General features: G+C 74.8%; 24 protein-coding genes. 12 read left to right on the top strand and 12 right to left on the bottom strand.

Annotated features, from left to right (window positions below):
- Positions 1–54: 54 nt before the first annotated feature.
- Together ACZ6AQ_RS09750 and ACZ6AQ_RS09745 are read right to left on the bottom strand one after the other, a co-directional pair.
- Entirely contained in the window at positions 55–660 is a 606-nt protein-coding gene (locus ACZ6AQ_RS09750; RefSeq protein WP_468758817.1) for a hypothetical protein, read from the bottom strand.
- Between the two features lie 214 nt (positions 661–874).
- Entirely contained in the window at positions 875–2,680 is a 1,806-nt protein-coding gene (locus tag ACZ6AQ_RS09745) for a thiamine pyrophosphate-dependent enzyme (protein WP_468758815.1), read from the bottom strand.
- A 606-nt stretch (positions 2,681–3,286) separates the two neighbouring features.
- Here ACZ6AQ_RS09745 and ACZ6AQ_RS09740 point away from each other — a divergent pair.
- A complete protein-coding gene (locus ACZ6AQ_RS09740) occupies positions 3,287–4,420 on the top strand; it encodes an FAD-dependent monooxygenase (RefSeq protein WP_468758813.1) in 1,134 nt (377 codons plus the stop codon).
- 223 nt (positions 4,421–4,643) lie between these two features.
- On the opposite strand, the gene ACZ6AQ_RS09735 is transcribed toward ACZ6AQ_RS09740, so the two are convergent.
- From ACZ6AQ_RS09735 to ACZ6AQ_RS09725, 3 genes are all read right to left on the bottom strand, one after another.
- Positions 4,644–5,141, bottom strand: a complete 498-nt coding sequence (locus ACZ6AQ_RS09735) for a GerMN domain-containing protein (protein ID WP_468758811.1) — start codon at positions 5,139–5,141, stop codon at positions 4,644–4,646.
- Positions 5,138–6,595, bottom strand: a complete 1,458-nt coding sequence (locus ACZ6AQ_RS09730) for an ATP-binding protein (protein WP_468759256.1) — start codon at positions 6,593–6,595, stop codon at positions 5,138–5,140. The genes ACZ6AQ_RS09735 and ACZ6AQ_RS09730 overlap by 4 nt, the downstream gene beginning before the upstream one ends.
- An 80-nt stretch (positions 6,596–6,675) precedes the next feature.
- The gene (locus tag ACZ6AQ_RS09725) at positions 6,676–7,371 is read right to left on the bottom strand and encodes a response regulator (protein WP_468758809.1); all 696 of its coding nucleotides are present in this window, start codon (positions 7,369–7,371) and stop codon (positions 6,676–6,678) included.
- 134 nt (positions 7,372–7,505) lie between these two features.
- Between ACZ6AQ_RS09725 and ACZ6AQ_RS09720 the strand changes: the two genes are divergently transcribed.
- From ACZ6AQ_RS09720 to ACZ6AQ_RS09700, 5 genes are all read left to right on the top strand, one after another.
- Positions 7,506–8,156: a hypothetical protein gene (locus ACZ6AQ_RS09720; RefSeq protein WP_468758807.1), complete on the top strand. Its 651-nt coding sequence runs from the start codon at positions 7,506–7,508 to the stop codon at positions 8,154–8,156.
- Positions 8,153–9,229, top strand: a complete 1,077-nt coding sequence (locus ACZ6AQ_RS09715) for a peptidoglycan-binding protein (RefSeq protein WP_468758805.1) — start codon at positions 8,153–8,155, stop codon at positions 9,227–9,229. Before ACZ6AQ_RS09720 ends, ACZ6AQ_RS09715 begins: the two co-directional genes overlap by 4 nt.
- Positions 9,226–9,999, top strand: coding sequence for an ABC transporter ATP-binding protein (locus tag ACZ6AQ_RS09710; protein WP_468758803.1), 774 nt, complete (start codon positions 9,226–9,228; stop codon positions 9,997–9,999). Before ACZ6AQ_RS09715 ends, ACZ6AQ_RS09710 begins: the two co-directional genes overlap by 4 nt.
- Positions 9,996–11,213 carry an ABC transporter permease gene (locus ACZ6AQ_RS09705; RefSeq protein WP_468758801.1) on the top strand — a complete coding sequence of 406 codons (1,218 nt, stop codon included), beginning with the start codon at positions 9,996–9,998 and terminating at the stop codon, positions 11,211–11,213. The genes ACZ6AQ_RS09710 and ACZ6AQ_RS09705 overlap by 4 nt, the downstream gene beginning before the upstream one ends.
- 172 nt (positions 11,214–11,385) lie before the next feature.
- Positions 11,386–11,919, top strand: a complete 534-nt coding sequence (locus ACZ6AQ_RS09700; RefSeq protein ID WP_468758799.1) for a hypothetical protein — start codon at positions 11,386–11,388, stop codon at positions 11,917–11,919.
- Positions 11,920–12,017: 98 nt separating this feature from the next.
- On the opposite strand, the gene thpR is transcribed toward ACZ6AQ_RS09700, so the two are convergent.
- From thpR to ACZ6AQ_RS09665, 7 genes are all read right to left on the bottom strand, one after another.
- Entirely contained in the window at positions 12,018–12,647 is a 630-nt protein-coding gene (thpR, locus tag ACZ6AQ_RS09695; protein WP_468758798.1) for an RNA 2',3'-cyclic phosphodiesterase, read from the bottom strand.
- A 239-nt stretch (positions 12,648–12,886) separates the two neighbouring features.
- The gene (locus ACZ6AQ_RS09690) at positions 12,887–13,084 is read right to left on the bottom strand and encodes a ferredoxin (protein WP_388689496.1); all 198 of its coding nucleotides are present in this window, start codon (positions 13,082–13,084) and stop codon (positions 12,887–12,889) included.
- A 14-nt stretch (positions 13,085–13,098) separates the two neighbouring features.
- On the bottom strand, positions 13,099–14,292 hold the full coding sequence (locus ACZ6AQ_RS09685; protein WP_468758796.1) for a cytochrome P450: 1,194 nt from the start codon (positions 14,290–14,292) through the stop codon (positions 13,099–13,101).
- Positions 14,293–14,481: 189 nt separating this feature from the next.
- Entirely contained in the window at positions 14,482–15,921 is a 1,440-nt protein-coding gene (locus ACZ6AQ_RS09680) for a choice-of-anchor A family protein (RefSeq protein WP_468758794.1), read from the bottom strand.
- A gap of 65 nt (positions 15,922–15,986) precedes the next feature.
- Positions 15,987–16,889 carry a peptidoglycan-binding domain-containing protein gene (locus ACZ6AQ_RS09675; protein WP_468758793.1) on the bottom strand — a complete coding sequence of 301 codons (903 nt, stop codon included), beginning with the start codon at positions 16,887–16,889 and terminating at the stop codon, positions 15,987–15,989.
- A 336-nt stretch (positions 16,890–17,225) separates the two neighbouring features.
- Positions 17,226–17,927: an SGNH/GDSL hydrolase family protein gene (locus ACZ6AQ_RS09670; protein WP_468758791.1), complete on the bottom strand. Its 702-nt coding sequence runs from the start codon at positions 17,925–17,927 to the stop codon at positions 17,226–17,228.
- A 185-nt stretch (positions 17,928–18,112) separates the two neighbouring features.
- Positions 18,113–18,973 (bottom strand): fumarylacetoacetate hydrolase family protein, encoded by an 861-nt coding sequence (locus ACZ6AQ_RS09665; protein WP_468758789.1) that lies wholly within the window; start codon positions 18,971–18,973, stop codon positions 18,113–18,115.
- A gap of 278 nt (positions 18,974–19,251) precedes the next feature.
- Between ACZ6AQ_RS09665 and ACZ6AQ_RS09660 the strand changes: the two genes are divergently transcribed.
- The 6 genes from ACZ6AQ_RS09660 to ACZ6AQ_RS09635 all read left to right on the top strand — a co-directional run bounded on the left by ACZ6AQ_RS09660 (position 19,252) and on the right by ACZ6AQ_RS09635 (position 26,851).
- Positions 19,252–20,337, top strand: a complete 1,086-nt coding sequence (locus ACZ6AQ_RS09660; protein WP_468758787.1) for a hydroxyacid dehydrogenase — start codon at positions 19,252–19,254, stop codon at positions 20,335–20,337.
- 472 nt (positions 20,338–20,809) lie between these two features.
- On the top strand, positions 20,810–22,135 hold the full coding sequence (locus ACZ6AQ_RS09655; protein WP_468758785.1) for a sugar ABC transporter substrate-binding protein: 1,326 nt from the start codon (positions 20,810–20,812) through the stop codon (positions 22,133–22,135).
- On the top strand, positions 22,132–23,145 hold the full coding sequence (locus ACZ6AQ_RS09650) for a carbohydrate ABC transporter permease (protein WP_468758783.1): 1,014 nt from the start codon (positions 22,132–22,134) through the stop codon (positions 23,143–23,145). The genes ACZ6AQ_RS09655 and ACZ6AQ_RS09650 overlap by 4 nt, the downstream gene beginning before the upstream one ends.
- On the top strand, positions 23,142–24,008 hold the full coding sequence (locus tag ACZ6AQ_RS09645; protein WP_468758781.1) for a carbohydrate ABC transporter permease: 867 nt from the start codon (positions 23,142–23,144) through the stop codon (positions 24,006–24,008). Before ACZ6AQ_RS09650 ends, ACZ6AQ_RS09645 begins: the two co-directional genes overlap by 4 nt.
- Before the next feature lie 213 nt (positions 24,009–24,221).
- Positions 24,222–25,538, top strand: coding sequence for an enolase C-terminal domain-like protein (locus tag ACZ6AQ_RS09640; RefSeq protein WP_468758779.1), 1,317 nt, complete (start codon positions 24,222–24,224; stop codon positions 25,536–25,538).
- Positions 25,535–26,851 carry an alpha-L-fucosidase gene (locus ACZ6AQ_RS09635; RefSeq protein ID WP_468758777.1) on the top strand — a complete coding sequence of 439 codons (1,317 nt, stop codon included), beginning with the start codon at positions 25,535–25,537 and terminating at the stop codon, positions 26,849–26,851. Before ACZ6AQ_RS09640 ends, ACZ6AQ_RS09635 begins: the two co-directional genes overlap by 4 nt.
- The last annotated feature ends 29 nt before the right edge of the window (positions 26,852–26,880 follow it).

The following is a 26,880-nucleotide window of genomic DNA, read 5'->3' as shown; positions in this document are numbered from 1 at the left end:
CTCCGCCCCGCGTGCGGACGCGGCCCGGCGGCCCCGCCCCGGGCCCGGCGGTCCTCAGGGGCGGAGTCCGACGTGGGCGAGCGCGGCCGCGCCGAGGTCGCTGATGGCCTGCCGGTCCCCCCGGCGCCACGCGTCGGCCCACCCGCCGGCCGGGACCGGCAGCCCGGCGAGTACGGACGGAGGACCGGTGAGGGCGCGCAGCGCGAGCAGGTCGTCGCCGCCGGGGACCGCGGCGAGGCGGCGCAGGGCGCTGCTGCGCCTGACCCAGAGCAGACGCGGCGGGAGCCACAGCAGCAGGACGAAGAGGACGGGAACGACGACGAGGACCGCCGTGACCACGTCGGCGACCTGACCGACGGCCTCCTGGAGCGACACCCCCGCGTCGGCGAAGCCCGAGCCGGCGTCGGCCGCGGACTGGAGCGGCTTCTTCAGGACGCCGCCGACGAGCGGCACGTCCGACACCGCTTCTCCCGCCTTCCCGAGCTCCCGGGCGAGGCTGTTGCCGGAGCTTTCCACCTTGCGTCCGGGTTCGGCCAGCCGCACGACCGTCTCGCGGACGGCGAGGGCCGCCCACACGGCGGCGGCGATCAGGGCCACGGCGATCAGGTCCGCGAGCGCCTGGCGGTTCCGGCGTGCGGGTGTCTGGGCGTAGAAGCGCAACGGGGGCTCCTGTTCGAGTCATGGCGTCGAGGAGGACCGGCCGCCCCGGCCGCGTCGCGGCCGGCCGGTCGTCGGATTCAACTCTTCCACCGGACCCCGGGAACAAACGTGCGGGACACCGGGCGCGCGGGAGCCGCCCCGCCGGCCGCCCGCGCCGCACCCGGGCCGCGCCATCCGCCGCCGGGGCCGCGCCGGCCGCTCGCGCGCCGGTCCGTCACAGATAACGCCCGAGCTCGTCCCGGTGCTCCTGGAGGGCGGGGGACAGGGCGACCCGGTGCTCCTGGAGCAGGTTGCGCGCCATGGCGGCGGCCGCCTTCTCGCCCTTGCCGAAAGCCCGGGCGATGTGCTCCGCGTGGACGGGTTTGAGGGTTTCGCCGAACGGCGCCTCGTACGGGTCGGTGATCACCTCGACCAGGCACGGGCCCTCGTGGGCCATGGCCTCGGCGAAGACCTGCCCGACCCGCGCCGGGTCGTCGACGCGGAAGGCGCGCAGACCGCACGCCTCCGCCACGGCCCGGAAGTCGACGGGATGCAGCGCGCACCCGTACTGGGGGTTGCCCAGCAGGGCGGTCTGCTCCCACACCTCCAGGGCCAGGGAGTTGTTGTGGAGCACGACGACCTTGACCGGCAGGTCGTACTGGGCGAGGGTGGCCAGCTCGCCCATGCCCATGGACAGCGAACCGTCGCCGGTGAAGGCGATCACCGGGCGGTCGGGGTGCGCGAGCTGCGCTCCGATGGCGTAGGGCAGGGCGGCGCCCATGGTGCACAGGGTGCCGGAGAAGGAGTAGTTCATGCCCTCGCGCAGCCGCAGCCGCCCTCCCCACGCGGTGACGGTGCCCGCGTCGCCGGTGACCACCGCGCGGTCGGGCAGGGCCTTGGACAGCTCCCAGGTGACCACCTGCGGCCGCATCGGGGTGCCCGAGGAGGCGGCCTGCTCGCCGATCAGGTCCCACCACGCCCGGTAGCTGTTCCGGGCCCGCTCCAGGAACGCGCGGTCGTCCTTGCGCTCCAGGTGCGGCAGCAGGGCCCGGAGCACCTCCCCGGCGTGGCCCACGAGACCGACCTCGACCGGGTAGCGCATGCCGATGCGGTCGGCGTTCAGGTCGATCTGCACCCCGCGCGCCCGACCGGGCCGGGGCCAGAAGTCGTAGTACGGGGTGGAGGAGCCCACGATCAGGAACCCGTCGCAGTCCTCGAACGCCTCGTGCGAGGCGCGGGTGCCGATCAGGCCCATGCCGCCGGTGGTGTAGGGGCTGTCGTCCGGGACGCAGTCCTTGCCCAGGCCGGCCTTGACGATCGGCGCTCCCAGGACGTCCGCGACCCGCTCCAGCACGTCTCCCGAACCCCGGGCGCCCGCGCCCGCGCAGATCGCCACCCGGCGGCAGGAGTTCAGGACCTCCGCGGCGGCCGCGATCCGTTCCGGCGGCGGCATCACCCCGAACGGCTGCCCCGCCGTCGAGGTGTGCCCGGGGACGTTCTTGTCCGAGACGGTGTCCTGGTCCGCGGTCCAGGACTGCACGTCGATGGGGATCGCCAGATGCGACGGGGTGCGGTTCATCAGCGCGCTGCGCACCGCCAGGTCGGTGGCGGTGATCGCGTGGGCCGGGCCCATCACCCGCTCCGAGAACATGCACGCATGCTCCAGGAGCCGGTCGGAGGGGATGTCCTGGAGGAAGTGCGCGCCCACGGTGTCGTGGTAGGCGAGGCCGGTGACGGCGATGACCGGGGCCCCGTCGACGCGGGCGTCGTACAGGCCGTTCAGCAGGTGGATCGCGCCCGGTCCCGCGGTCGCCACGCACAGGGCGGGCCGCCCGGTGAACTTCGCGTACCCCACGCACGCCAGCGCCGCGTTCTCCTCGTGCCGCACGTGCACGAACCTCATCTCCGGGTGGGTACGCAGCGCTTCGAAGAACCCGTTGACCTGGTCGCCGCAGATGCCGAAGCAGGTGTCGACGCCCCATGCCAGCAGACGCTCGACGATCAGGTCGGAGGTGGTCTTCTTCGCGTCCGTCCGTGCCACGGCGTGCCCTTCCCTCGTCGTCGGCGCCCGCCGCGGCGGGCACCCCTCCGCTTCCACGGCCAGCCAAGCCGACCGCGGTGGCGGCCGCACTCCCGCCGCGCCCGTTCGGGCCGGCCACCGGGAGCGGGGAGAGGGGGCGTGGAGCGCGGCCCGGGGCCGCCGTGCCGGTCCCGGGCCGCGCGGACCTCCGGCGGCCTCGCGGACCGGGCGGTTTCGCGGACCTCCGGCGGCCTCGCGGGCCCGGCAGATTCGCGGGCCCGGCAGATTCACGGGCCGGGTCGGCCGGGAGCGCGCCCGTCCCTCCCGCCGGTGGTTCCGGGACCCGGCGCGGCCTCGCCCGGACGGCCCAAGTCCCGTCGCCCCGCGCGCTTATCATGCACGCGGAGAAGCGGCACGCCTCCGGGCGGGCACCGGACCGTTCCTCCGAGGAGCGCGACTCGCCCGTACGCGCGTCACGGCGGACCCGCCCGGCACCGCCCGGAGGCGTGCCGGGCGGCTCCGCGCCGATCGCCCCGGGACCGGCATCCGGCACCCGGGGGCCGGCGGCCCCCGCCGCACCCCTCCTCCCGTCCCGCCTCCTCCCACGACCCCCTGGAGACACCCGAGATGGCATCGCCCCTGCGCGTCCTGATCCACGGCGGAGGCATCGGCGGCCTCACGCTCGCCACCGCCCTCGCCCGACGCGGCCACACCGTGGAGGTGGCCGAACTGCGCGACCGGTTCGACGCCCTCGGCGTGGGCATCATCCAGCCCACCAACGCCCTGCACGTCATGCGGGAGATCGGCGTGCTCGACGAGTGCCTCGCGGCGGGGTTCGCGTGGGAGGTCCTGACGATCGCCGACCCCTCGGGGAAGCCGCTGGCCCGCATACCGCAGCCGCGCATGGACGGGGCGCCCGCGGGCAACGGCATACCCCGGCCGGCCCTCGCCCGGATCCTCGGCGACGCCGCCGTCGCCGCGGGCGCGAAGATCCGCTTCGCCACGACCCTCACCGGACTCGACGACGACGGCACGGGCGTCACCGCGACGCTCTCCGACGGCTCCTCCGGCCGCTGGGACCTGGTCGTCGGCTTCGACGGCATCGGCTCCCCGCTGCGCACCCGCCTCCACGGCGACCGGTACGCCCCCGAGTACACCGGCTTCGCCAACTGGCGGGTCACCGTGCCCCGCCACCCCGACGTGCGGGGCGTGGTGATGGCCACGGCGGGCCGGGACGCCAAGGCCCTGCTCACCCCCATGACGGACGGTCTGATGTACCTGGGCGCCGTGTTCGCCGAGGCCGAGGACTTCCGGCCGGACCCGGAGCGCGCCCACGAGGAACTGGCGGAGCGGCTGGCCGGCTTCTCCGGACCCGTCGCCGAGGCACTCGCCGCCGTCACCGACCCCTCGGCCGTGGTGTACTCCCGGATCTCCCAGGTGACGGTCGCGGGACCGTGGCACGCGGGCCGGGTGGTGCTGGCCGGCGACGCGGCCCACGCCTCCACCCCGCACCTCGCGCAGGGCGCGGCGATGGCCGTCGAGGACGCCCTCGTCCTCGCCGGGGCCCTGGACGCGGCCGCCTCGGTGCCGGAAGCCCTGGAGTCCTGGGAGGCCCGGCGCCGCCCCCGCGCCCTGTGGGTGCAGGCCCTGTCGCGCGCCGTCCTCAGGCAGGAGACGGGCGCGCCCACGACGCCCGAGGAGGACGAACTCCTGAAGACCGGCATCCCCGGCGCCGCCCACGTCCTGGCGGAGCCGTACTAGGTGTATTGGCCCGCAGCGTTACGGAGCGGCCGGAGGCCGGGCCGACTCCGTCCGGTGGGGAGCGGGGCCGGGCCCGCGACGGACCGGAGTCGGGCGCCGAAGGACTCCCCGTCCCCGCCGCGCCCCCGTCCCGGGGCCTGCGGGCCGGGCGGTCCGGAGACCGGGCGGGCCCCGGGAGAGCGGGGACGGGGAGCGCGTCGGCTCCGGGACCCGGGCCGCTTCCTCATCCGGCCAGGAAGTCCGCGCACCGGAAGGGGCCCATCGCCGGTTCCCCGACCGGACGCAGGGTCACCCGGACGTCCTCGGCGCGGACCGCCGGTTCCAGGACGGACTGGGCCCGTGCCAGGGTGCACACCAGCTGCCCCGTGGCCTGGCCGCGTCCGTCCGCCGAGTAGGAGTTCTCCAGCCGCACCGTGACCCGGGTCCCCGCGCCCGTCACCGTGTAGCCGCCCAGCTCCTGCAGCAGGGAGGTGAGGCCGTCGCGCCGCTCGGCGGGCGGCGGCCCCTGCGCGAGCAGCTTCACCGCCGCGTTGAGACTCGTGATCTCCCGGTCGAGCAGGGGCACCGCGCGCAGGCCGCCGTCGGACGCGAAGTACAGGCGCATCCCGCGCGTCAGCCCGCCCGCGGGACCGCCCGCCTCCACCGGCCCGGTCGGCTGGACGCCGCATCCCGCGAGCGCGAGCCCCAGCGCGCCGAGCGCCCATCCCCGCCGTACCCTCACCCGTCCTCCTCCTCTTTCTCTTCCTCTTCCTCCTCCGTACGCCGCAGGGGCAGCCGCAGCGTGAACACCGCGCCCCCCTCCGGCCCGGCGGCCACGTCGATCGTGCCGCCGTGCAGCCGCGCGTTCTCCAGCGCGATCGCGGTACCGAGACCGCTGCCCCGCCCGCTGCCGTCGGCCGTGTCCCGCGTACGGGCCGCGTCCGCCTTGTAGAACCGGTCGAAGACCCGTTCCCGGACCTCCGGGGGGAGCCCCGGGCCGTGGTCGGCCACCTCCAGGACCACCCACGCGCCGTCCGCCCCGGTCCGGGTCCCGAGGGTCACGGTGACCGGCGGGGCGCCGTGCCGCAGCGCGTTGCCCACCAGGTTCGCCACGATCACGTCGACGCGCCGCCGGTCGACCACCGCCCGTACGTCCCCGTCCGTCCGGGTCCGCACCCGGTCCGTCCAGCCGCGCAGCGCCAGCGAGGCCCGCACGGTGGCGGCGAGGTCGGTCTCGGCGGCGTTCAGCCGCGCCGCCCCCGCGTCGAAGCGGGAGATCTCCATCAGGTCCTCGACCAGCCGGGCGAGCCGTGCCGTCTCCGCGCCGACGGTACGGGCCGCCCGCGCCGCGTCCGGCGGCATCCGGTCGGCGTCCTCCTCCAGGACGGTCGCCACCATCGTCATCGCGGCGAGCGGCGTGCGCAGCTCGTGCGACACGTCCGCCACGAAACGCCGTGCCTTCGCCTCCTGGGCGCGCAGATCCGCGTCGGAGACCTGGAGCGCGTCCGCGGTCTCGTTGAACGTCCTCGCGAGGTCGGCCAGTTCGTCGTGGCCGGTGACGACGACGCGGCTGCCGAGGTCCCCGGCCGCGAGTCCGCGCGTCGCCCGGCCGAGCTTCCGCACCGGGCGCAGGACCGTCCCCGCGGCGAGCAGCGCCAGGACGGCGGCGAGGAGCACCACCGGCAGGACGCCCGCCCGCACGGAGTCGAGCAGCGCGGCGGTGTCGTCGCGCTCCGCCCGCAGGTCGGAGATCGCGAAGACCTCCAGGCCGGACTCCCGGCGGTCCCCGTCCGCGTAGCGCACGGGCATCCCGACGACCAGGTACGGCTCGCCCCGCCACGTCACCCGCTGGAACAGCGCCCCGTCCCCGTTCCGCACGGCGGCGCGCAGCTCGGGCGTGATCCGGCCCTCCGTGTCGGCGTACGCGTCGGAGGTCGCGACGAGGTCGTGGTGGCGGGCGACCACGACGCGGGCCCCGAGGCCGTCCGAGATCTTCGCCGCGAACCGGGACAGCGTCCTCCGGTCGGGCGGGAGGTCGAAGTCGGCGGCGACCGCCGTGGTCCGCTCCCGCAGGTCGTCCACGGCGGCGTTCTGGGTGCGCCGGAGAATGGCGGTGCGCGCGTCCCGGTAGGCGAGGGCGGTCGAGGTCACCGCGCTGACCAGCGCGACGAGGACGAAGGTGGTCACGAGCCGGATGCGCAGCCCGCCGGCGATCCGCCGGGGGGGCCTTCCCCGTCCGGAACCGCGCCGGGACCGGCCGCCCCCCTCCGTCCGGCTCACAGCGGTCCGAAGCGGTAGCCGAAGCCCCGTACCGTCTGGACGAACCTCGGTTTCGCCGGCACGTCCTCCAGCTTCGCGCGCAGCCGCCCGACCGCCGCGTCCACCAGCCGGGAGTCCCCCAGGAAATGGTGGTCCCAGACCGATTCGAGGAGCTGTTCGCGGCTGAAGACCCGGCCCGGCGACGCCGACAGCTCCAGGAGCAGCCGCAGTTCGGTGGGGGGCAGCGCCACCGGTACGCCGTGCTTGGTGACGGTCAGTCCGAGGCGGTCGACGACGAGCCCGGCCCGCTCGGCGGCGTCCGACCGCACCTGCCCGGACGGTTCGGCGCGCCGGAGCGCCGCCCGGATGCGGGCCTCCAGGACGGGGGCGGTGACCGGCTTGACCACGTAGTCGTCGGCCCCCGCTTCGAGGCCGTTCACGATGTCGTGGTCGTCGCCGCGCGCGGTCAGCATGATGACCGGCAGGACGGTGCTCCTGGCGCGGATGCGGCGGCACACCTCGAAGCCGTCCATGCCGGGCAGCATCAGGTCGAGGACGGCCAGCTCGACGCTCCCGCCGGCCGGTCCGGAGAGCAGGGCGAGGGCCTCCTCGCCGGTGGCCGCCGTGGCCACGTCGTATCCGTGCCGGCGCAGCACGAGTTCCGTCCCGTCCCGTACGGAGACGTCGTCCTCGATCAGCAGTACGTGGGGCATGTGCTCGATTATGACCATCGCGACGAGCGGCCGGCCGCCGGTGAGCAGGGGAAACGCACGGGACGGAGGCATTGTTACGTTCTCATCATGTGGCCGTGCAGGGGCCATCACGCGGCGCCGCGAAGGTTGCGGCCATGATCTTCACGACCCCCTCCCGCCCATCCGCCCGGCTGCGCTTCACCGCCCTGGCCGTCCTTCCCGCCCTGGCCCTCCCGGTGGCCTGCGACAGCGGCGGTGCCGGGGGCGTCCGGGGGAGCGACGAGGTCGTCTCGGTCCCCGAGACCCCCGCCGCCGGGGGCGCCACGACGACCGCCGGGAGCGGCACGGCCGCCCCGTCCGGGGGCCGGACCGCCTTCTACGACGCCCAGCTGCAGTACGTCCGGTGCATGCGCGCCAAGGGCGGCCACAAGGACTTCCCCGATCCGAAGCTCAGCGGCCACCTCGACTGGGACAGGATCGGGGCGCTCGTGGACAGGACCGGCCGGCACGAGGCGTACAAGGGAGGGAAGGACGGCGTCTGCGTCACCGAGTTCCGCAACGCCCTGGCGGCCGAGCCGCGGCGCGACCAGCAGAAGGACTACGAATCGATGCTCGCGCACGCCACGTGCATGCGGGACAACGGCGTCTCCCGCTTCGCCAACCCCACCATGAGCGACGGCAACGCCCAGCCGGGCGGCGACCCGAACCCGGCGTCCCCCTCCATCGGGCGGGACTCGCCGGTGTACAAGAAGGCCCGCGAAGCCTGCAGGACGAAGCTGCTCGACGGTCTGGACGGCATGCAGTGAGGCGCCGCACCACCCTCCTCGTCCTCGGCGCGGCGACCGTCGCGGCCGCGGCCGCGGGAGGCGTCCTGCTCCTCGGCGGTCCCGTCGCGGACCCTGCCGGGAAGGGCGACGGCCTGCCGCCCGCGACCGCGACCGTCGTCCGCACCGACCTCGTCCGGTCCAAGACCGTCGACGGCCGGCTCGACTTCGCGCAGCGCCGCGCCGTCAAGTCCGCCGTCGAGGGCACCGTCACCGTGGCCGCCCCCGAGGGGAAGATCCTGGCCAGGGGAGAGGCGCTGTACGAACTGAACGACAAGCCGGTCACCCTCCTCTACGGCCCCGTCCCGATGTTCCGCGAGATGAAGGCCGGCGACCGGGGCAGCGACGTGCTCCAGCTGGAGCGCAACCTGCGCGCACTGGGGTACGGAGCCGGCCTGTACGTCGACACGCGCTACGACGAGGACACCGAGGCCGCCGTCAAGCGGTGGCAGAAGTCCCTCAACCGCGAGACCACGGGCCGGGTCGGCAAGGGCGACGTCGTCTTCCAGCCCGGCCGGGTCAAGGTGGTCTCCGCCGACGCGGCCCTCGCCGACCAGGTCGCACCGGGCGGACCCGTCCTGACGATCGCCTCGGTCAGACCCGTCGTACGGGCCGGACTCGACCAGGACGACGGGCCGCTCACCTCGCGCGGCACCAGGGTCGAGGTCACGCTGCCGAGCGGGAGGACCGTGCCCGGCCGGGTCGACGGCACCGTGCGCCCCGAGGAGGACTCCTCCGGGGACGACGCGGCGGCCCGGGAGGGCATCGTGGTCGAAGTCGTCCTGGACGGCGGGGCGGGCGCCGCCTCCGGCGAGGACACCGAGGCGCCGGTGAGCGTGAAGTTCGTCAGCGAGGCGCGCAAGGGGGTCCTCGTGGTCCCCGTCGAGGCGGTCCTCGCCCTGCGCGGCGAGAACGGCGGCTACGGCCTCCAGATCGTCCAGGGCACGACGTCCAGGACGGTCCGGGTGGAGACCGGCATGACCGCGGACGGACGGATCGAGGTCGGCGGCCCCGACCTCCGCGAGGGCATGAAGGTCGGGGTGGCCGCGTCATGACCCCCGACCGGCCGCGCACGACCGCGGCCGCGCCCCGGGACCCGGCGGACGGGACCCCGGCCCCGCCCCCGGCCCCCGTGGTCGAACTGCGCGGCGCCACCAGGTCGTACCCCGGCGGCGTCCACGCGCTGCGCGGCGTGGACCTCACCGTCGACGCGGGCGAACTGCTCGCCGTCGTCGGCCCGTCCGGCTCCGGCAAGTCCACGATGCTCCACGTCATGGGCACCCTCGACAGGCCGACGGCGGGCACCGTGCGAATCGCCGGGTACGACGTGGCCCGGCTCTCCGACGCACGGCTCTCCGCCCTGCGCGCCCGTCACATCGGCTTCGTCTTCCAGCACTTCCACCTGGCGGACGGACGCGACGCCGTGGACAACGTCGCCGACGGCCTGCTCTACGCGGGCGTACCGCCCAGGGAGCGCACCGAACGCGCACGCGAGGCGCTCGCCAAGGTGCGCCTCGACCACCGTCGCGCGCACCTGCCCGACGAGCTGTCCGGCGGCGAGAAGCAGCGCGTGGCCATCGCCCGCGCCCTGGTGGGGAACCCCACGCTGCTCCTCGCGGACGAACCGACCGGGGCGCTGGACACCGCGTCCGGCGCGATCGTCATGGAGCTGCTGCACGAGCTGAACGAGGCCGGCACCACCGTCTGCGTCATCACCCACGACCACGAGATCGCGGCCTCGCTGCCGCGCCGGGTCCGCTTCAGGGACGGGGAGATCGTCTCGGACACGCGCACCGGCCCCCGCACGGAGGTGTCCCGCCCATGAGGAACGATCCCGGCCCCTCCCGCGAGGACGGCCTCAGGCCCTCCCGGCTCTCGTTCGGCGACGTCCTCCGGCTCGGCGCGGTCGGCCTCCGCGCCCGGCGCACCCGCGTGGTGCTCTCGGCGCTCGGCATCGCCCTCGGCATCGCGACCATGGTCGCGGTCGTCGGCCTGTCCGAGTCGAGCCGGGCCGACCTGATGGACCGGCTCGACCGGCTCGGCACCAACCTCCTCACGGCGGAGGCGGGCAAGGACGCCACGGGAAGAACGGTCGAGCTGCCCAGGAACGCGGTCGCGATGGTCGAACGCATCGGCCCGGTGCGGCACGCCACGGCCACGGCCGACCTCGACGTCCGCATCCGTCGCAGCGACGTGGTCCCCGAGGAGCGCACCGCGGGCGTCACCGCCCAGGCGGCCCGTACCGACCTGCTGAACGCGCTCGGCGGCGAGGTCGCCCGGGGCGTCTGGCTGGACGGCGCCCGCGAACGCCTTCCCGTCACGGTCCTCGGCGCGGTGGCGGCGGACCGCCTCGGCGTCACCCGCCCCGGCGAGACGATCATGATGAACGACACGCGCGTGGTCGTCGTCGGTCTCCTCCGCCCCCTCGAACTGGTCCCCGCCCTGGACCGGACGGCCCTGGTCGGATTCCCCGCCGCCGAACGCCACTTCGGCTTCGACGGCCGGCCCACCACCGTCTTCGAGCGTTCCACGGACGCGTCGGTGGAGGACGTGCGGGCGGTCCTGGCCCGCACCCTCCGCCCCGGTGACGCGGCGGGCGTCGAGGTCTCCCGCCCCTCGGACGCGCTCGCCGCCAAGGCCGCGACCGACAAGGGCCTGACGGCCCTGATGCTCGGGCTGGGCGCGGTCGCCCTCCTGGTCGGCGGCGTGGGCGTCGCCAACACCATGGTCGTCTCGGTCCTGGAGAGGCGCCGGGAGATCGGCCTGCGCCGCGCGCTGGGCGCGACCCGGAACGCGATCCGGCTCCAGTTCCTCACCGAGTCGCTGCTGCTCTCCGCGCTCGGCGGGGTGGCGGGGGCGCTCCTGGGCGCCGCGGTCACGTACGGCTTCGCCCGCGTCCAGGGGTGGACGGCGGTGGTCCCGCCCTGGACCCTCCTGGGAGGACCGGCCGTCACCCTCCTCATCGGCGCGGCCGCCGGCCTCTACCCGGCGGTCCGCGCCTCCCGCCTCCACCCGACGGCGGCCCTGAACGCGACGTGAGCGGCCGGGCCGGGAGAAGGGAGGAAGCGGGGGGCACGGGGAAGGGGGCGGCTCCGCCGTCCGTGCTCCCGGGCCCGCCCGTCCCCGTCCACCGTCCGGCCCGGTTCACCCGTCACGGTGGACACGGGCCGTACGGCCCCGCCGCCCGTACGCACTCGGGCACCGTGACCCCATGCACGTCCGCCGCACCCCGTACCTCCTGCTCGCCGCGTTCCTCGCGGCCGGCTGCGTGGCCGTCCCGCCCGGCCCCGGCCCGTCCTCCCCGCCGGTCCGGTCCGGAGCCCTCGCCCCGGCCGCCGACCGCGCCCCCTCACCGCTGCCCGCCCGGCCCGCCCCCGTTCAGGCGGCTCCGCGCGAGGAACTCGCCACGGCGGAACCCGGGGCCGGTCCCCGGCCCGGGGCCGCCCGCGCACCGGCCTCCCCCCGGCCGCCGGGGCGCGGGGGAGCCCCGGACCGCCCGCGCCCGACGGCGGACCGGCCCGGAAGACCGGTGGTGGCGAAGACCGGGAGACCGGGGACGGGGAAGACCGGGACGAGAGCCGTTCCCCGGCCCCCGGAGAAGAGGGTCCCCGCCCGGCTCCGCCCCCGTACCCGTCCGCCGGCCGACGGACGGCGGCCCGAACTGCGCCGGCTCTGCCGGCAGGCCGAACGGGTCCGGGCCCCCCTGGGCGCTGCCGACCTCTGCCGCCGCATGTACGGCCGCTGACCCCGCCGTTCCCGACGGCGCACGCGTGCGCTCCGGGCCTCCCCGAAGGGCCTGCCGCTCGCCCGGGAACCCGGTCGCCCGGTCGTACCGGCGGACCCTCAGACCTCGTCGGAGGGCCCGCCGAAGGCCCAGGACTCGATGTCGCGGTAGCGGATCGGCCCCGGGCCGCGCCCGAAGTCGCTGCCGACCAGGTGCAGGCGCCCGGCCCGCCAGCGGCGCCCGGCGAAGCCGGCGAGCCCGGCGGCGGCCTCCACCACGGAGGCGGGGTCGGAGCGGCGGGCGCGCGCCAGCGTCAGGTGCGGGCGCAAGGGCCGCCCCTCGAAGGGGATGCCGCACTCCCCGATCACGGCGCGCACCCGGGACGCCAGCGCGTGCAGCCCTTCGAGGTCGCCGTCGATCCCGCTCCACAGCACCCGCCCGTCGAAGTGCCCGCCCTCGCGCAGCGCCAGTTCGACCGGCCGGACCGAGGCCGCGAGGTCCGCGAGCGGTGGCCGCAGGGGCGGGACGGCCGCGGCCGGGAGCTCTCCGAGGAACGCCAGGGTGATGTGCCAGTCCTCGACGCGGTTCCACCGCAGGTCCGGATACGCGGCGTAGGCGGGACGCAGCGCGCCGGCCAGTTCGTCCTTCGCGTCGTCGGGCGGCGCGAGGGCGACGAACGCCCGCACCGTCGCGGGCCGGGCCCGCTCGTCCCCGCCGGGTCGGGCGTCCGGCCCGGACCTCTCGCTCATCTTCCGTTCCCCGCTCCGCGTGCGTCCGGCCGCCGTCCCCGCCGGCCGGAACCGTCCGCCCGGTCCCGTGGCCGGAAACGCCCGGGTGGGCGCGCCACCCGGAGGCGAGGGTACGCGGTCGCCCCGCCGCGCCCGGCACCGGGGACGCCCCGGCCGCCGCCCCCGGCGGGCGCGGCGCTCCCGGACCGGCCCCGGTGCCGGGCGTGTCCGCCGGGACGGGGCCGGGGCGGCCCGGAACGTCACCCGTCGGAGCCGCCGAGGACGATCGCCTGTACGGGGCAGGCGCGGGCGGCCTCGCGGACCAGCGTCCCGCGGCCGTCCTCCCGGCCCGGTACGACCGTCCCGAACCCGTCGTCGTCCTGGGTGAAGACGTCCGGGGAGGTCAGGGCGCACTGTCCGGCGCCGATGCAGACGTCCCTGTCGATCGAGACACGCACGCGCATCGCTCCTCTCACCAGGTCACGGGGAGTTCGAGCATCCCCTGGATCGTGTCGCCCGGCTTGAACGGGATCTCCTCGGCGGGGGCGGCGAGCCGCAGCCCCGGCAGCCGGCGCAGCAGCGTCCCCAGCGCGATCTCCAGCTCGGCGCGGGCCAGGTTCTGTCCCAGGCACTGGTGGATGCCGAAGCCGAACGCCACGTGGTGGCGGGCCGAGCGGTCCCAGTCGAGGGCGTCCGGATCGCCGTAGACGGCGGTGTCCCGGTTGATGACGGACGTGGAGAACACCACGCCCTCGCCCGCCCGGATCACCGTCCCGGCGACGTCGATGTCCTCGCGGGCGACCCGGAGCAGCCCGTCCGCGATGGACAGGAAGCGCAGCAGCTCCTCCACGGCGGCGGGCACGAGCCCGGGGTCGGCCCGCAGTTCGGCCAGCCGTTCGGGGTGGCGCAGCAGCGTGTACGTGCCGAGGGAGATCATGTTCGCCGTGGTCTCGTGCCCCGCGATCAGCAGGATCGTCGCCAGCTGCACCAGCTCCTGCCGGTCGGGTCCGCCGTCCCCGGACGTTCCGCGCGCCACCAGGTCGTCGAGGACGCCCTCGCCGGGCTCCTCGCGCTTCCGGTCGATCAGGTCGCCGAGGTAGCCCTCCAGGAGGGCGAGCGCCTCCTCGGTGTCCGCGCCGGTCGGTCCGCGCAGCAGCCGCCGCGACTGCTCCTCGAAGAAGTCGTGGTCCGCGTACGGCACGCCGAGCAGGTCGCAGATGACGATCGAGGGCACCGGCAGGGCGAACGCGCCGACCAGTTCGGCCGGCGGCCCCTGGGCCTCCATCGCGTCGAGCAGCCCGTCCACGACCTCCTGGATGCGGGGCCGCAGGCGTTCGGCGCGCTTGAGGGTGAAGCTGGGGATCAGCATCCGGCGCTGGGCGTTGTGCTCGGGGTCGTCCCAGCCGAGCAGCGCCGCGCGGCGGTTCCTGCGCAGGGCCGCGGCCCGTTCGGTCGGCAGCGGGAAGTCGCTCCGGGTGGAGTCGGTGGACAGCCGCTGGTCCGCGAGCAGCGCCCGTGCGGCGGCGTGGCCGGAGACGAACCACACCTCCCGCCCGTCCCAGAGGGTGACCCGCGACAGCGGGCCCCCGTCCCCGGACCGGGGGTAGGCGGCGGGCGGCCGATAGGGACAGGTACGGCTCTGGGGGAACGCCACGGGTTTCGTCACGGGGGCCTCGCTCGGGGCATCGGGGGCGCTGACGTCGGTTCCGTCTCCACTACATGCCTCAGGCACCTATCCGGTCTACGCACAGTTCGGCCAATCCACCGGAACGGCCCCGATCGCCCGGAACACGGAGAAGGGCCGGACCCGCGGACGGGAAAGCCGTCCGCGGGCCCGGCCCTCCGGGTCACCGGGTCAGTGCCGGCCGAGGGCCCGGCGGCGACGGGTGAGCACGAGGATCCCGGCACCGACGGCGCCCAGGACCGCCGCGGCGATCGCGTACGGGGTGAACTGCGCGCCCGTGGTCGCGAGCGAACCGTCGCCGGCCCCGGTGGCGGACGGCGAGGGCGCCGTCGTGCCGGGCACGGCGGGGGCCGACGCGTCCTCCGTGGAAGGAGCCGAGGGCGCGGGGGAACCGGGCGCCGTCGTCTCCGGGGCGGAGGGGGCGGGGCTCTCGCCCGCGGGCGTCGTGACGGACGGGGCCGGCGAGGAGGGCTCGGTGCCGGGCGTCGTCGCCGTGGGCGTGGGGACGGGCTCGGTTCCCGGGCTGTCCGGCGTCGGCTTGCAGGAGAACTTCGAGGAGCCGTTCCACGGGTAGTTGTGGCTCTCGTTGCCCGTGCCGTGGGTCCGCAGGTCGCCGCCCACGTACACGCGGCCGTTGGTGCTGGCCGTCAGGTCCGCGGACGCCTTGGGCGCGAGGATGGAGCCCATGAAGTTGCCGCCGCCGCCGAGGGTGATCGACGGGGACGCCTCGAAGTTGTAGAGGATCCGGGACGCGGCCTCGCCGAAGCGCGCGGAGTCGTACACGTCCACGCGGTCGCCGTTGAACCCGACGGACAGGGGGGAGATGCCGACCGGCTGCCCGCCCGTCACGTTCACCACGACGGAGGAGTTCCCGGGGATGTTCTCGAAGCCGAAGGACGAGGTGCCGTCGAGGTCCTTGGCGGAGATCTCGAACACCTGCGGGCCGGAGGAGCCGTTCCCGCCCTTGAAGGTGACGGTCCCGCCCGAACGGACGGCCGTGCCGGTGGGCTTCAGCGCGCCGAGGGCCGCGGACTCCCCCCGGATGGTGTCGCCGAACGTGTCGTACGGGGTGAGGGCCTTCTGCGCGCCCAGGCCGGACGAGCGTTCGCCGCCGTTCGTCTCCAGGTCGCCCTTCTCGTCGATCGTGCCGCCGACCTTGACGGAACCGCCGTAGCGGGGGCCGGCGGTGAGGCCGTGGCCCACGTCGACCCGCGTGCCCTTGGCGATCGTCAGGTTCCCGCCGACGGAGAGCATGACCGAGCCCGAGGCGGGCAGGATGCCGGAACCGGCGCCGACGCGGCCCACGTTGAAGACGCCGCCGGACCCCTTGGCGAAGGTGGCGTTCCCCCCGATGACGAGCAGGCCCTCGGCCTCGGCGGTCGCGCCGTCCGCGGTGTAGTCGCCGCCGGCGAAGAGGGCCACGTTGGCGTCGAGGAAACGCGGCTCGTGCCCGATGCGGGGCTCCTTGCCGGGGGCGGGGCAGGACCGGGTGTCGCCCGCGGCGGGGGCGAGGGGCGCGGCCAGGGCGTTGCCCGCGGTGGTGAGACCGAGGACGACGCCGATCGCCACGGCCCCGCTCAGCCGTATGCGTGCTCTTCCGGTGTTGCGCATGTACGTGAACCTTTCTGGATTCCTGCGGGGGGTGAGGTGGTTCGGGGAGGGACGCGCCGGACGGATCAGGAGGTCTCGGCCGTCAGGACGGCGCGGGTGAGGGGGCCGTAGACCCCGTTCTCCTGCGGGATGTACCGGGACGTCTGGTAGCGGCGCAGGGCGCCTTCCACGGACTCGGTGAACACCCCGTCGACCGGGCCGAGGTAGAGGTGGAGCCGCCGGAGGCGCCGCTGGAGGTCGGAGACGTCGGGGCCGGTGCTGCCCAGGGCCGGGTCGGTCCGCTCGGCGGGCGGCGTCCGGTGGCGGTCGTGCGGCGTCGGCGTGGGGGACGGCGTGCTCCGGTGGGAGGGCGGGGCGGAGGTCGCGGGGGCGGAGGAGGCGGTGATTGGAACCGGTGCCGGTGCCAGTGCCGGTGCCGACGACGCCGACGACGGTGCCGTGGGCGTGATCGTGGCGGTGGGGGCCGGGGCGGCGGTGGTGGCGGCGGGGGACGGGGGCGGGGCGTGCCGGATCGCCCGGGTGGCGCTCGCCCCGGGGGAGGAGGGCGCCCCGTTGGCGTCCTGGGCCGGGACCGGGGCCTGCGTCACGAGGTCGGGAAGGGAGAAGGACCGGTCGGACGGCGGCGCGGGGTCGGGTTCGGCGGAGAACCACACCGTCAGGCCGGCGCCCAGCCCCGTGGAGAGGGCGCCCGCGAGCATCAGGGGAAGCGGCACGGACCGCCACGCCGCGGCCGCCGTACGGGCGTGCCGCGACTTCCGCGGCGGGTGGGCGGGCGCGGAGGTCCGGGAGGGGACCTTCGGCAGCCGGGCGGTCACGTCGAAGAGTTCGATGTCCTGGCCCCGCGCCCCGGTGCCGTCGAGGCCGGGTCCGGCGACCTTCCCGAAGACGCGGTCGCCCCGGTGTTCCGTTCCTGCTGTTCCACGAGTGGCGGAAGTGACTGCTGTGGTCAGGGCAGCCCTGTTGCGCATCGAGTGCTCCAGGTGAGGCGACGCCGGGGGGAGGTGTGGTGAAGTCGTGGAGATATTGATCGCTGTTCAAAGCAAGCGTCAACTGTGAGCGAAACGGGCGGAAACGGAAACACCGCGACTTTGCTCCTTAAAGGACTTTTAACATGTGGCGCACCTCACACGGAAAGGAGGAGTCGAAGCCGCTTCGGGAGCCCCGTGCCCCGCGAGCGCTCCCGGTGCGGGGCACGACGAAATCCGCGGCCGACCCGGAGGCCGGCCGCGGAACGAGGGGGAAGGGGGAGGGGAGCGGGGGAGGGGGAAGGGGGGGCCGGGCGGACCGGGTCCGGTGGCGTTCGCTCAGGCGGGGTCGGCGGGGTCGGCGAGAGCGGCGGGGCCCGCCCCGGGACCCGCGCCCGTGCGCGTGTCCGGCGCGGCTCCGGCCGCCGTCAGCCACGCCTCCGCGATGAGGCGGTGACCGAGCGGGCTCGGGTGCACCCCGTCCGGGGCGAGGGCCGCCGGGCCGTGCTCCGCGGCGGCGCGGAGCAGTGCCAGGTCCGTACGGACGACCGTCGCGCCACGGGACCCGGCGGCGCGCAGAACGGCCTCGGTGCGCGGCGCCAGGTCCTCGAACCAGGTCTTCTGCCCGGGGTCGGCCGGGAGCAGGAACGGCGTCATGACGAACAGGCGCGGGGCGCACCGCTCCTCGGCGAGGGCGAGCACGCGCCCCAGCGCGGCCTCGAACTCCGGTACCGGGCTGGGCAGTCCCCGGTCGTAGCGACGCCACGTGTCGTTGATGCCGATGAGGACGGTGACCACGGAGGGGGCGGGGGCGAGGACATCGGTCTCCCAGCGCGCCTCCAGGTCCCGGAGGCGGTTGCCGTTCACCCCCCTGTTGAGGACCGTCGGGGGCGTCCGGTCCGCCGGGGTCCCGGCGCGGAGCGCCTCGGCGACGAGCCGGACGTAGCCGTCGCCGAGGGAGGCGGGGTCCTCGCGGTCGCGGCCGGTGTCGGTGACGGAGTCGCCGACGAAGAGCAGCCGGTCGTCCTGGGTGAACCGCACGGGTGTGTTCTCCGTTCGTCTCCGGGCCGGGCGGGATCGGCCGACCCCGCCCGGCCCGTGGTCGGTTGTCGTCGTGCCGGGGGCGCCCCCGGGGCGTGCTCCGGGAGCGGCGTCGTCCGTCCGGAGGGCGGGACCGGCGGGACGTCCGGAACGTACCCCGGGTCCCGCGTCGCGCCCCCTCCGTCTCAGGCCTGCCGGAACGTGTGGCGCATCGTGCCGAGTCCGTCGATCCCGCACTCGACGACATCGCCGTCGCGCAGGTAGGGGCGGGGTTCGGGCCGGCCGAGGGCGACGCCGGCGGGGGTGCCGGTGTTGATGACGTCCCCCGGGTGGAGCACCATGAACCGGCTCAGGTAACGGATGAGCCCGGCGACCGGGACCACCATGTCCGCGGTGGAGCCGTGCTGCCGCCCGGTCCCGTTCACCGACAGCCGGAGGGTGAGCCCCTGCGGGTCGGGGACCTCGTCCGGGGTGACGAGCCACGGTCCCAGCGGGTTGAACGTCTCGCAGCTCTTTCCCTTGTCCCACTGACCGCCGCGTTCCAGCTGGAACGCCCGCTCGGAGACGTCGTGGGAGACCGCGTACCCGGCGACGCACGCGAGCGCCTCCTCCTCGCTGTCCAGGTAGCGCGCCGTCCTGCCGATCACGACGGCCAGTTCGACCTCGTAGTCGGTCTTGCGGCTGTCCCGGGGGATCAGGACCTCGTCGTACGGGCCGCCGACCGTCCAGGGGTCCTTCATGAACACCACCGGTTCGGCCGGGAGCGCGGCGCCCGTCTCCTCCGCGTGGTCGCGGTAGTTCAGGCCGATGCACACGACCTTCCCCGGCCGTGCCACCGGCGCCCCGATCCGTACGCGGCCGCCGGGCACCTCCAGGGCGGGCAGGGCCCCTTCGGACACGGCCCCGGCGAGGCGGCCGAGCACGCCGTCGGCGAGGGAGCGGTGGTCGATGTCGCCGGCGACGCCGGAGGCGTCGAGGAAGCCGCCGGACCCGTCCAGGACCACGGGCCGTTCCGCTCCGGCCTCGCCGACCCTCAACACGCGCATGCTCATCACTCCCGAAGAGACATCGGATGTATCGATCCGGGAATGCAACCAATCATTCGTCGTCCTGTCCAGCGGTCCGGCACGTCCCCGGAGGGCCGGCCCGGTAGGAGTGCCCTGCCGATCCGCCGGATTGGCCGGGTCGCGGGAGGGGGAGGCGACCGTGCGCCCCGGAGTCCGCAAGGAAGGCGTGCTTCTCCATCGCCGGGAAGTGTCATCCGATGTATCGTGTGGCGCGCCGACCGGCGCCGACACCCTCACGCCCCAGGAGGCCCGAACCGATGGCGGATTCGACAGGGACGCCCATCACCGAGGAAGCCGTCACGGAGGAACCCGTCGCGGGGGTGTCCGTCCCGGAGGCGCGCGGCACGAGGAGACCCGCCGCCCTCCTGGTCATGGAGGAGGAGCGCAGGGACGACGTCTACCCGGCGGACGTCCTGGAGGACATCGGGCGCCTGGTGCGGTGGCGGGCCCCCGCGCTCACCCGGGACGCCCTGCGCCGTGACCCCGGTGTGCTGGAGGAGGTCGACGTCCTGCTCACCGGGTGGGGGGCGCCGGTCCTCGACGCGGACCTGCTCGCGCACGCGCCGGGCCTGGAGGCGGTGTTCGTGGCCGCCGGTTCGGTGCGGCACCTGACGACGCCGGACTTCTGGGCCCGCGGCATCCCCGTCGTCTCCGCCGCGGCCGCCAACGCCGTGCCGGTCGCCGAGTTCAGCCTGGCCCACGTCCTGCTCGGCCTCAAACAGGCCCACCGCCTCGGCCGGGAGACGACCACCGGCCGCCGGTACCCCCGCAACCCTCCGGTGCCCGGGGGGTACGGCTCCCGGGTGGGGCTCTTCGGGCTCGGCCGGATCGGCCTGCTCGTCGCGGAACACCTGAGCCGCTTCGACATCGAGGTGCTGGCCTGCGACCCCGTGGTCGAACCGGCCGTCGCCCGGGGGGCGGGCGTCCGCCTGACCGGCATCGAGGAACTGTTCGAGACGTGCGACGTCGTCAGCGTCCACGCCCCCCTGCTGCCCGAGACCGAAGGGGTCGTGGACGGGCGGCTGGTGGCGCTGCTTCCCGAGGGCGCCACCCTGATCAACACGGCCCGCGGCGCCGTGCTGGACGAGCCGGGGGTGATCGGTGTCCTCCGGGCCCGGCCCGACCTCACCGCCGTCCTCGACGTGACCCGGTCCGAGCCGCCCGCCCCCGACTCGCCGCTCTTCACCCTGCCGAACGTCCTGCTCACCCCGCACCTCGCCGGCGCCATGGGCCGGGAGCGCGCCCGCCTGGGCGAACTGGTCCGCGACGAACTGGGCCGCCTGGTGCGCGGCGAGCCCCTGCGGCACGCCGTCGAGCCCTCCCGGGCCGCGACCCAGGCGTAGCGGGCTCGCCGCGCACCAGGCGGAGAGTCCCCCGCGGTCCGGTCCCTCCCCGTCGCGGACGCCCCGGCCCGGGGCTTCGCGGCCCGCCGGCACACCGGCCCCGCGCGGCCGGCGGAATCCTCCCTCCGCCGGCCGCGCCGTCCTGCCCGCACGCCCTCCCTTCCGCACGCCCTCCCTTTCCGTACGCCGTCCTGCCCGTACGCCGTCCTTTCCGCACGCCGGAACGGCGCGCCGTCGCGCGGGGAACCGCGCGAGCCCGTACCGGGGTCCGCCTCCTGGCTCGTTCTCCGGTGTCCGGAACCCCGAGAGCCGATCATTCATCGGACCTATGCGTGAAGACCAGGCGGCGAACCCCGGAAATTCCGCCCAATTCTTTTGAGTCATCGGAGTATTGACCCCCGATCGGACCGCGCGTTAGCGTCCCCGGCAAGCGCTTACAGGCCAGCTGCCGAGGCGGCGAACAGGAGTTGTCATGCAGAGAACGCGGTGGATCGGTGCGGGACTTCTCGCCTCGGCGTTGGCCCTCACGAGCTGTACGACCGGCCCCGCGGGGGCGGACGCCACACAGGACTCCACGGCGGAACTGGAACTGTGGACCAGGACCACACCGGGCGGCCCCGGCGAGAAGGCGACGCTGAGGCTCGTCGAGGGGTTCGAGAAGGCCACCGGCTTCAAGGTGAAGGTCACGGCGATCTTCGACGACTTCGAGACGAAGCTCCAGCAGCGCGCCGCCCAGCGGAACCTGCCCGACATCGTCATGAACGACGTCACCCAGCTCGGAGCCATGCACAGCCAGGGCCTCCTGCGGGAGATCGACCTGAGCCGGATCGAGCACAGCGGCGACCTGGTCCAGCAGGGCCGGGACTCCGGCAAGGGCGTCGACGGCAAGCAGTACGGCATCCCGTACTCCGCCCAGGCCGGAGCCCTGCTGATCCGCAAGGACTGGCGCGAGAAGCTCAAGCTCGAACCCCCGAGGAACTGGGACGAGTTCGCGGCCATGGCCGACGCGTTCACCACCGGCGACCCCGACGGCAACGGCAAGCGGGACACCTACGGCCTCGCCGCCCCGCTCTCGACCAAGCGCGGCTACGCCTCCTGGTACTTCTCCAACTTCCTCTGGGCCGCCGGGGGCGACTTCATCACCGCGACCGGCAAGGGCACGTACAAGCCGGCGATGACCGGCGCGAAGTCGGTGGAGGCCGTGCGCTGGTTCCGCGCCCTCGGCTGCGGGCGGAAGGCCGTCCAGCCCGGCGCCGTCACCATGGACACCCCGCCGACCAACGAGACCTTCGAGTCGGGCAGGGCCGGCATGTACGTCGTCGGCCCCTACCTGATGTCCCGTTTCGACAAGTCGCTCGGCAAGGACAAGTACGAGGTCGTCCCCATGCCCAAGGGCCCCGAGGACTCCACCGTGCTCGCCGAGGGCGGCACCCTCTACCTCATGGCCGGTTCGGAGAACCGCGCCGGACAGGACGCCTTCGCCGGCTACACCATCTCCGCGGAGGGACAGAGGCTCGGCATGCGGGGCGAGGACGGCTCCAGCGTCCAGCTCCCCGTGAACAGGACCGTGGACGTCACCGAGGTGCGCCCCGACCCGCGCTGGAAGACGTACGCGGAGGCGTACCGGACCTCCGGGCGCTACGCCCCGTCCATCCCGAACTGGACCCCGGTGCGGCAGGCCACGGCCGAGACCCTCAACGCGCTCATGGCCGACTGCTCCCTCGACGCCGGCGAGAAGCTGCGCGAGCTGGACGAGAAGCTCGCCGGCATCCTCCGGGAGCAGGGAATCGCCGGATGACGAGCGCCGACCGGGCGGAACCGGCCACCCGCACGGTGACCGCCCCCGCCCCCCGGACGGAGGACCGGCCCGTCCCCGGCCCCGTACCCCTCCCGGCGGGGACCGGCGCTCCCGGCCGCGCCGGAGGCCGCCGCGTCGGGAGCCGCAGGGCGGGCCGCTGGTGGACGCCGTGGCTCTTCCTCGCCCCGGCCCTGGTCCTCTTCCTGTACTTCAAGTTCATCCCCATGGCCGGCGCGCTGACCATGTCCTTCCAGGAGGTGCGGCCCTACCTGGGCAACCAGTGGGTCGGCGGCGCGAACTACACCGCGGTCCTCACCTCCGACGGCTTCCGCGAGGCCGCCTGGCACACCGTCGTCCTCGCGGTCGGCCAGACCGCCGGATCGATGGCGCTCGGCCTCGCCCTCGCCCTGCTGATGGAGGGGCAGGGCCGCAGGCTCGGCTTCGTGCGCTCGGCGGCCTTCCTGCCGGTCGTCGTGCCGATCGCGGTCGTCGCCGAACTGTGGCGGATCATGTACCACCCCACCGGGGACGGCATGCTCAACTCCCTCCTCGGTCTGGTGGGGTTCGGGCCCTCGGGGTTCATCAACGACCCCGACACCTCCCTGGTCTCCCTCGTGCTCACCGGCGTCTGGAGGGGCGCCCCCTACGACATGATGATCTTCCTCGCCGGTCTGGCCGGCGTGGACCGGGGACTGTACGAGGCGGCCAAGGTCGACGGCGCGTCACGGTTCCAGCGCGTCCGCCACGTCGCGATCCCCGGCCTGCGGTCGGTGCTGACCATCCTGTTCGTCCTCGCCGCCATCCGGGGCCTGCGCGTCTTCACCGAGGTCTTCCTGCTCACCAACGGCGGCCCCGACGGTTCGACCGAAGTCGTCATGACACTGATCTACAAGCTGGGCCTGGAGCAGAACAAGCTCGGGGTCGGCGCGGCCGGAGCGGTCCTGCTGTTCCTGGCGACGCTGGTCCTGACCCTCTGCGTCCACCTGTTCCGGCGGAGGGACGACGCATGAGCGCACCGACCGAGACCGCCCTCGGCCTGACCGAGAACCGCAGCGCGGGCGGCCGGGTGGCGAAGGCCGTGATCCACCTCCTGGTCCTGGTGGTGTTCGCGGGGCCGCTCCTGGCCCTGCTCGTGAGCGCCTTCAACCACGTCAAGGACCCGACCCAGCTCGGTGTGGTCCCCTCCGACCCCACCCTGGACAACTTCGCGGTCGCGTTCGACCAGGGGGTCCTGACGTACCTGCTCAACTCGTTCTTCGTCGTCGGCTTCGGGCTGCTGCTCCAGGTCGCCGTCTCCGTCCTGGCCGGCTACGCCCTGGCCAGGAAGCGGTTCCGGGGGATGACCCTCGTCTTCGTCGCCATCCTGGCGACGCTGATGCTGCCCGAGGAGATCCTGGCCATTCCGCTGTCCGTGCTCCTCGCCGACCTGCCCGTGATCCACGTCAACCTGATCGGTTCCCTGGCCGGCATGATCGTCCCCCTGGGGGCCTGGGCGTTCTCCATCCTGGTCATGACCGAGTTCATGAAGGACGTGCCCCGGGAGCTGGAGGAGGCCGCCCGGATCGACGGCGCCGGCGACCTGCGGATCTTCGCGCAGATCATCCTCCCGATGTGCAGGCCCGCGCTCGGCGTGATCGGCGTCTTCGGCTTCACGATGATCTGGGACCAGTACCTGCTGCCCCTGCTCGTGGCCACGGAGTCCTCCTCCTACACGCTGCCGCTGGCCCTGCGCACCCTGCGCGTCGACCCCCTCGTCACCCCCGGCGTCGTCCTGGCCGCGTCCCTGCTGGCCCTGCTGCCGTCCGTCGTCGTCTTCCTCCTCTTCCAGCGCTCCTTCGTCCACGGCCTGTCCAGCGGAGCCCTCAAGGGCTGACCCCCGGGGCCCCGGGCCGCCCGCCGCCCGCGCCCCGGGGCCCGCTCCGCGCCCGCCGTCCGCACCCCGAAAGGACCACCCCGTGCCCCCGTCCGGCCCGCCGCCCCGCCCGCCCGCACCGTCCGCCGCCCGTGTCCCCGCCGCCGGGCACGTCCCGGGGGCCCGCCGCGCCGCGCGTGCCGTCACCGGTGCCGCCCCCGTGGCGGTGGCACCGTGAAGGTCACCTCCGTCGTCGTCACCCCCGTCGCCTTCGCCGACCCGCCCCTGCTCAACGCCGTCGGCGTCCACGAGCCGTACGCCCTGCGCGCGGTGGTGGAGGTCAGGACCGACACCGGCGCGTACGGCCTGGGCGAGAGCTACGGCGACGCCGCCCACCTCGACCTGCTGCGCGGCGTCGCCGGCGAACTGACCGGCCTCGACCCCTTCGACCTCAACGAACTGTCCCGGCGGGCCGCCGGAACCGTCGGCGGGCGCGTCGCGGGCGACGCGCACGGACTGATCGGCGGGGGAGGGGCCGCCAAGACGGTCGCGAGCGTCACCTCCCCGTTCGAGGTCGCCTGCCACGACCTCCAGGGCAAGCACCTCGGCAGGCCCGTCTCCGACCTCCTCGGCGGAGCCGTGCGCGACCGGGTCGACTTCTGCGGCTACCTGTTCGCGAAGTGGGCCGCCCATCCCGGCCGGGAACCGGACGCCTGGGGAGCCGCCCTCGACCCCGCCGGCCTCGTGGCCCAGGCCCGGCGCATGGCGGACCTGTACGGCTTCCGGTCCTTCAAGCTCAAGGGCGGCGTGCTCCCCCCGGACGAGGAGGTCGCCGCGATCAGGGCCCTGCGCGAGGCGTTCCCGGACCATCCGCTGCGGCTCGACCCCAACGCCTCCTGGTCCCCGGCCACCGCGGCCCGGGTCGCCCGCGAACTGGCCGGCGTACTGGAGTACCTGGAGGACCCGGTCGAGGGGGCGCCCGCCATGGCGGCCCTGGCCCGGACCGCCCCGATGCCGCTGGCCACCAACATGTGCGTGGTCACCTGGGAACAGCTCACCGAGGCCGTCGTCTCCCGGCCCGTCGGCGTCCTCCTCGGCGACCACCACTACTGGGGCGGCCTGAAGGCGTCCCAGCACCTGGCCGCCTGCTGCCGCCACTTCGGCATCGGCCTGTCCATGCACTCCAACTCCCACCTGGGGATCAGCCTCGCCGCGATGGTCCACCTCGCCGCCGCGACCCCCGCCATCGACCACGTACTGGACACCCACTGGCCCTGGAAGCGGCCCGAGGACGACGTCGTCACCTTCCCCTGGCGCCTCGTCGACGGCGCCGTCACCGTGCCGCGCGGCCCCGGCCTCGGCGTGGAACTGGACCGCGACGCGCTGGCCCGGCTGCACGAGCGGTACCTCGCCTGCGGCCTGACCCGCCGCGACGACGCCGCCTACCTGGCCCGGACGGCCCCCGGCGTACGGCTGCGCGAGAACGTCCACGAACCGGCCCGACCGCCCGTCGCCCCACGGACCCCCACGCCGAGGAAGGACGCCCCATGACCGCCACCCCGGCCGGCCCCGTGCCGGCGGCACCGGACACGACCTGGTTCACCACCGACCGCTTCGGCATGTTCGTGCACTGGGGCCTGTACTCCCTCGCCGCCCGCCACGAATGGGTCATGACCCGCGAGCGGATGACGGACGAGCAGTACCGGGTGTACTTCGACCACTTCGACCCCGACCGTTACGACCCCGTCCGGTGGGCCAGGACGGCGAAGGCCGCCGGCATGCGGTACGTCGTGCTCACCACCAAGCACCACGACGGCTTCTGCCTCTGGGACAGCCGCCTCACCGACCACAAGGTCACCCGCACCCCCTACGGCCGCGACCTGGTCGGGCCCTTCGTCGAGGCGTGCCGCGCCGAGGGTCTCAAGATCGGCTTCTACCACTCCCTGATCGACTGGCACCACCCCTCGTTCCCCGTCGACGGCACCCACCCCCGGCGCGACGACGAGGAGTTCAGGGCGGCCCACGCCGACCGCGACATCCGCGCGTACCAGCGGTACCTGCACGGCCAGGTCCGCGAACTCCTCACCGACTACGGACGGATCGACTACCTCTTCTTCGACTTCTCCTACGAGGGCCGCGAGTGGTGGGGCGGCAAGGGCCCCGACGACTGGGACGCCCCCCGGCTCATGGAGACGGTCCGCGAACTCCAGCCCCACATCCTGGTCAACGACCGGGCCGGCCTCCCCGGCGACTTCGTCACCCCCGAGCAGTACCAGCCCTCCGCCCCGATGACCTCGGAGGGCCGGCCCGTGCTGTGGGAGGCGTGCCAGACGCTCAACGGAAGCTGGGGCTACGACCGCGACAACCTCGACCGCAAGAGCCCCGACCTCATCGTCCGGATGCTCGTCGACGGCGTCTCCAAGGGCGGGAACCTCCTGCTCAACGTCGGCCCCACCGGCCGCGGCGACCTCGACCCGCGCGACACCGCCGTCCTCGCGGAGGTGGGCCGCTGGTTCGACCTGCACGAGCGGTCCGTGCGCGGTTGCGGTCCCTCGCCGTTCACCCCGCCCGCCGACTGCCGCTACACCCAGCGGGGCGACCGCCTCTACGTCCACCTCCTCGCCTGGCCGCTGCGCCATCTGCACCTGCCCGGCCTCGAAGGCCGGGTGCGCTACGCCCAGCTCCTCAACGACGCCTCCGAGATCGTCCGGGTCCACGTCGACCCGGACCGCCCGGCGGTCAACACGCGGATGGGCGGGCAGCCGGCGGGCACCCTCACCCTCCGGCTCCCGGTCCAGCGCCCCGACACGCCCGTACCCGTCATCGAACTCTTCCTGACGGACCCGGCGGGCGACCCTTCGTAATCCCACGTCCGTCCGCCCCACCCCGACCC

It is taken from the genome of Streptomyces sp. NPDC041191 (assembly GCF_055591945.1).
This window is presented reverse-complemented; position numbering and strand designations above follow the sequence as displayed.

Coding starts and splice junctions, on each gene's coding strand:
- ACZ6AQ_RS09700 (WP_468758799.1), top strand. CDS start 11,386: ATGCACGTCCGCCGCACCCCGTACCTCCTGCTCGCCGCGTTCCTCGCG.
- ACZ6AQ_RS09720 (WP_468758807.1), top strand. CDS start 7,506: ATGATCTTCACGACCCCCTCCCGCCCATCCGCCCGGCTGCGCTTCACC.
- ACZ6AQ_RS09705 (WP_468758801.1), top strand. CDS start 9,996: ATGAGGAACGATCCCGGCCCCTCCCGCGAGGACGGCCTCAGGCCCTCC.
- ACZ6AQ_RS09655 (WP_468758785.1), top strand. CDS start 20,810: ATGCAGAGAACGCGGTGGATCGGTGCGGGACTTCTCGCCTCGGCGTTG.
- ACZ6AQ_RS09635 (WP_468758777.1), top strand. CDS start 25,535: ATGACCGCCACCCCGGCCGGCCCCGTGCCGGCGGCACCGGACACGACC.
- ACZ6AQ_RS09680 (WP_468758794.1), bottom strand. CDS start 15,921: ATGCGCAACACCGGAAGAGCACGCATACGGCTGAGCGGGGCCGTGGCG.
- ACZ6AQ_RS09660 (WP_468758787.1), top strand. CDS start 19,252: ATGGCGGATTCGACAGGGACGCCCATCACCGAGGAAGCCGTCACGGAG.
- ACZ6AQ_RS09740 (WP_468758813.1), top strand. CDS start 3,287: ATGGCATCGCCCCTGCGCGTCCTGATCCACGGCGGAGGCATCGGCGGC.
- ACZ6AQ_RS09650 (WP_468758783.1), top strand. CDS start 22,132: ATGACGAGCGCCGACCGGGCGGAACCGGCCACCCGCACGGTGACCGCC.
- ACZ6AQ_RS09665 (WP_468758789.1), bottom strand. CDS start 18,973: ATGCGCGTGTTGAGGGTCGGCGAGGCCGGAGCGGAACGGCCCGTGGTC.
- ACZ6AQ_RS09645 (WP_468758781.1), top strand. CDS start 23,142: ATGAGCGCACCGACCGAGACCGCCCTCGGCCTGACCGAGAACCGCAGC.
- ACZ6AQ_RS09675 (WP_468758793.1), bottom strand. CDS start 16,889: ATGCGCAACAGGGCTGCCCTGACCACAGCAGTCACTTCCGCCACTCGT.
- ACZ6AQ_RS09710 (WP_468758803.1), top strand. CDS start 9,226: ATGACCCCCGACCGGCCGCGCACGACCGCGGCCGCGCCCCGGGACCCG.
- ACZ6AQ_RS09725 (WP_468758809.1), bottom strand. CDS start 7,371: ATGCCCCACGTACTGCTGATCGAGGACGACGTCTCCGTACGGGACGGG.
- thpR (WP_468758798.1), bottom strand. CDS start 12,647: ATGAGCGAGAGGTCCGGGCCGGACGCCCGACCCGGCGGGGACGAGCGG.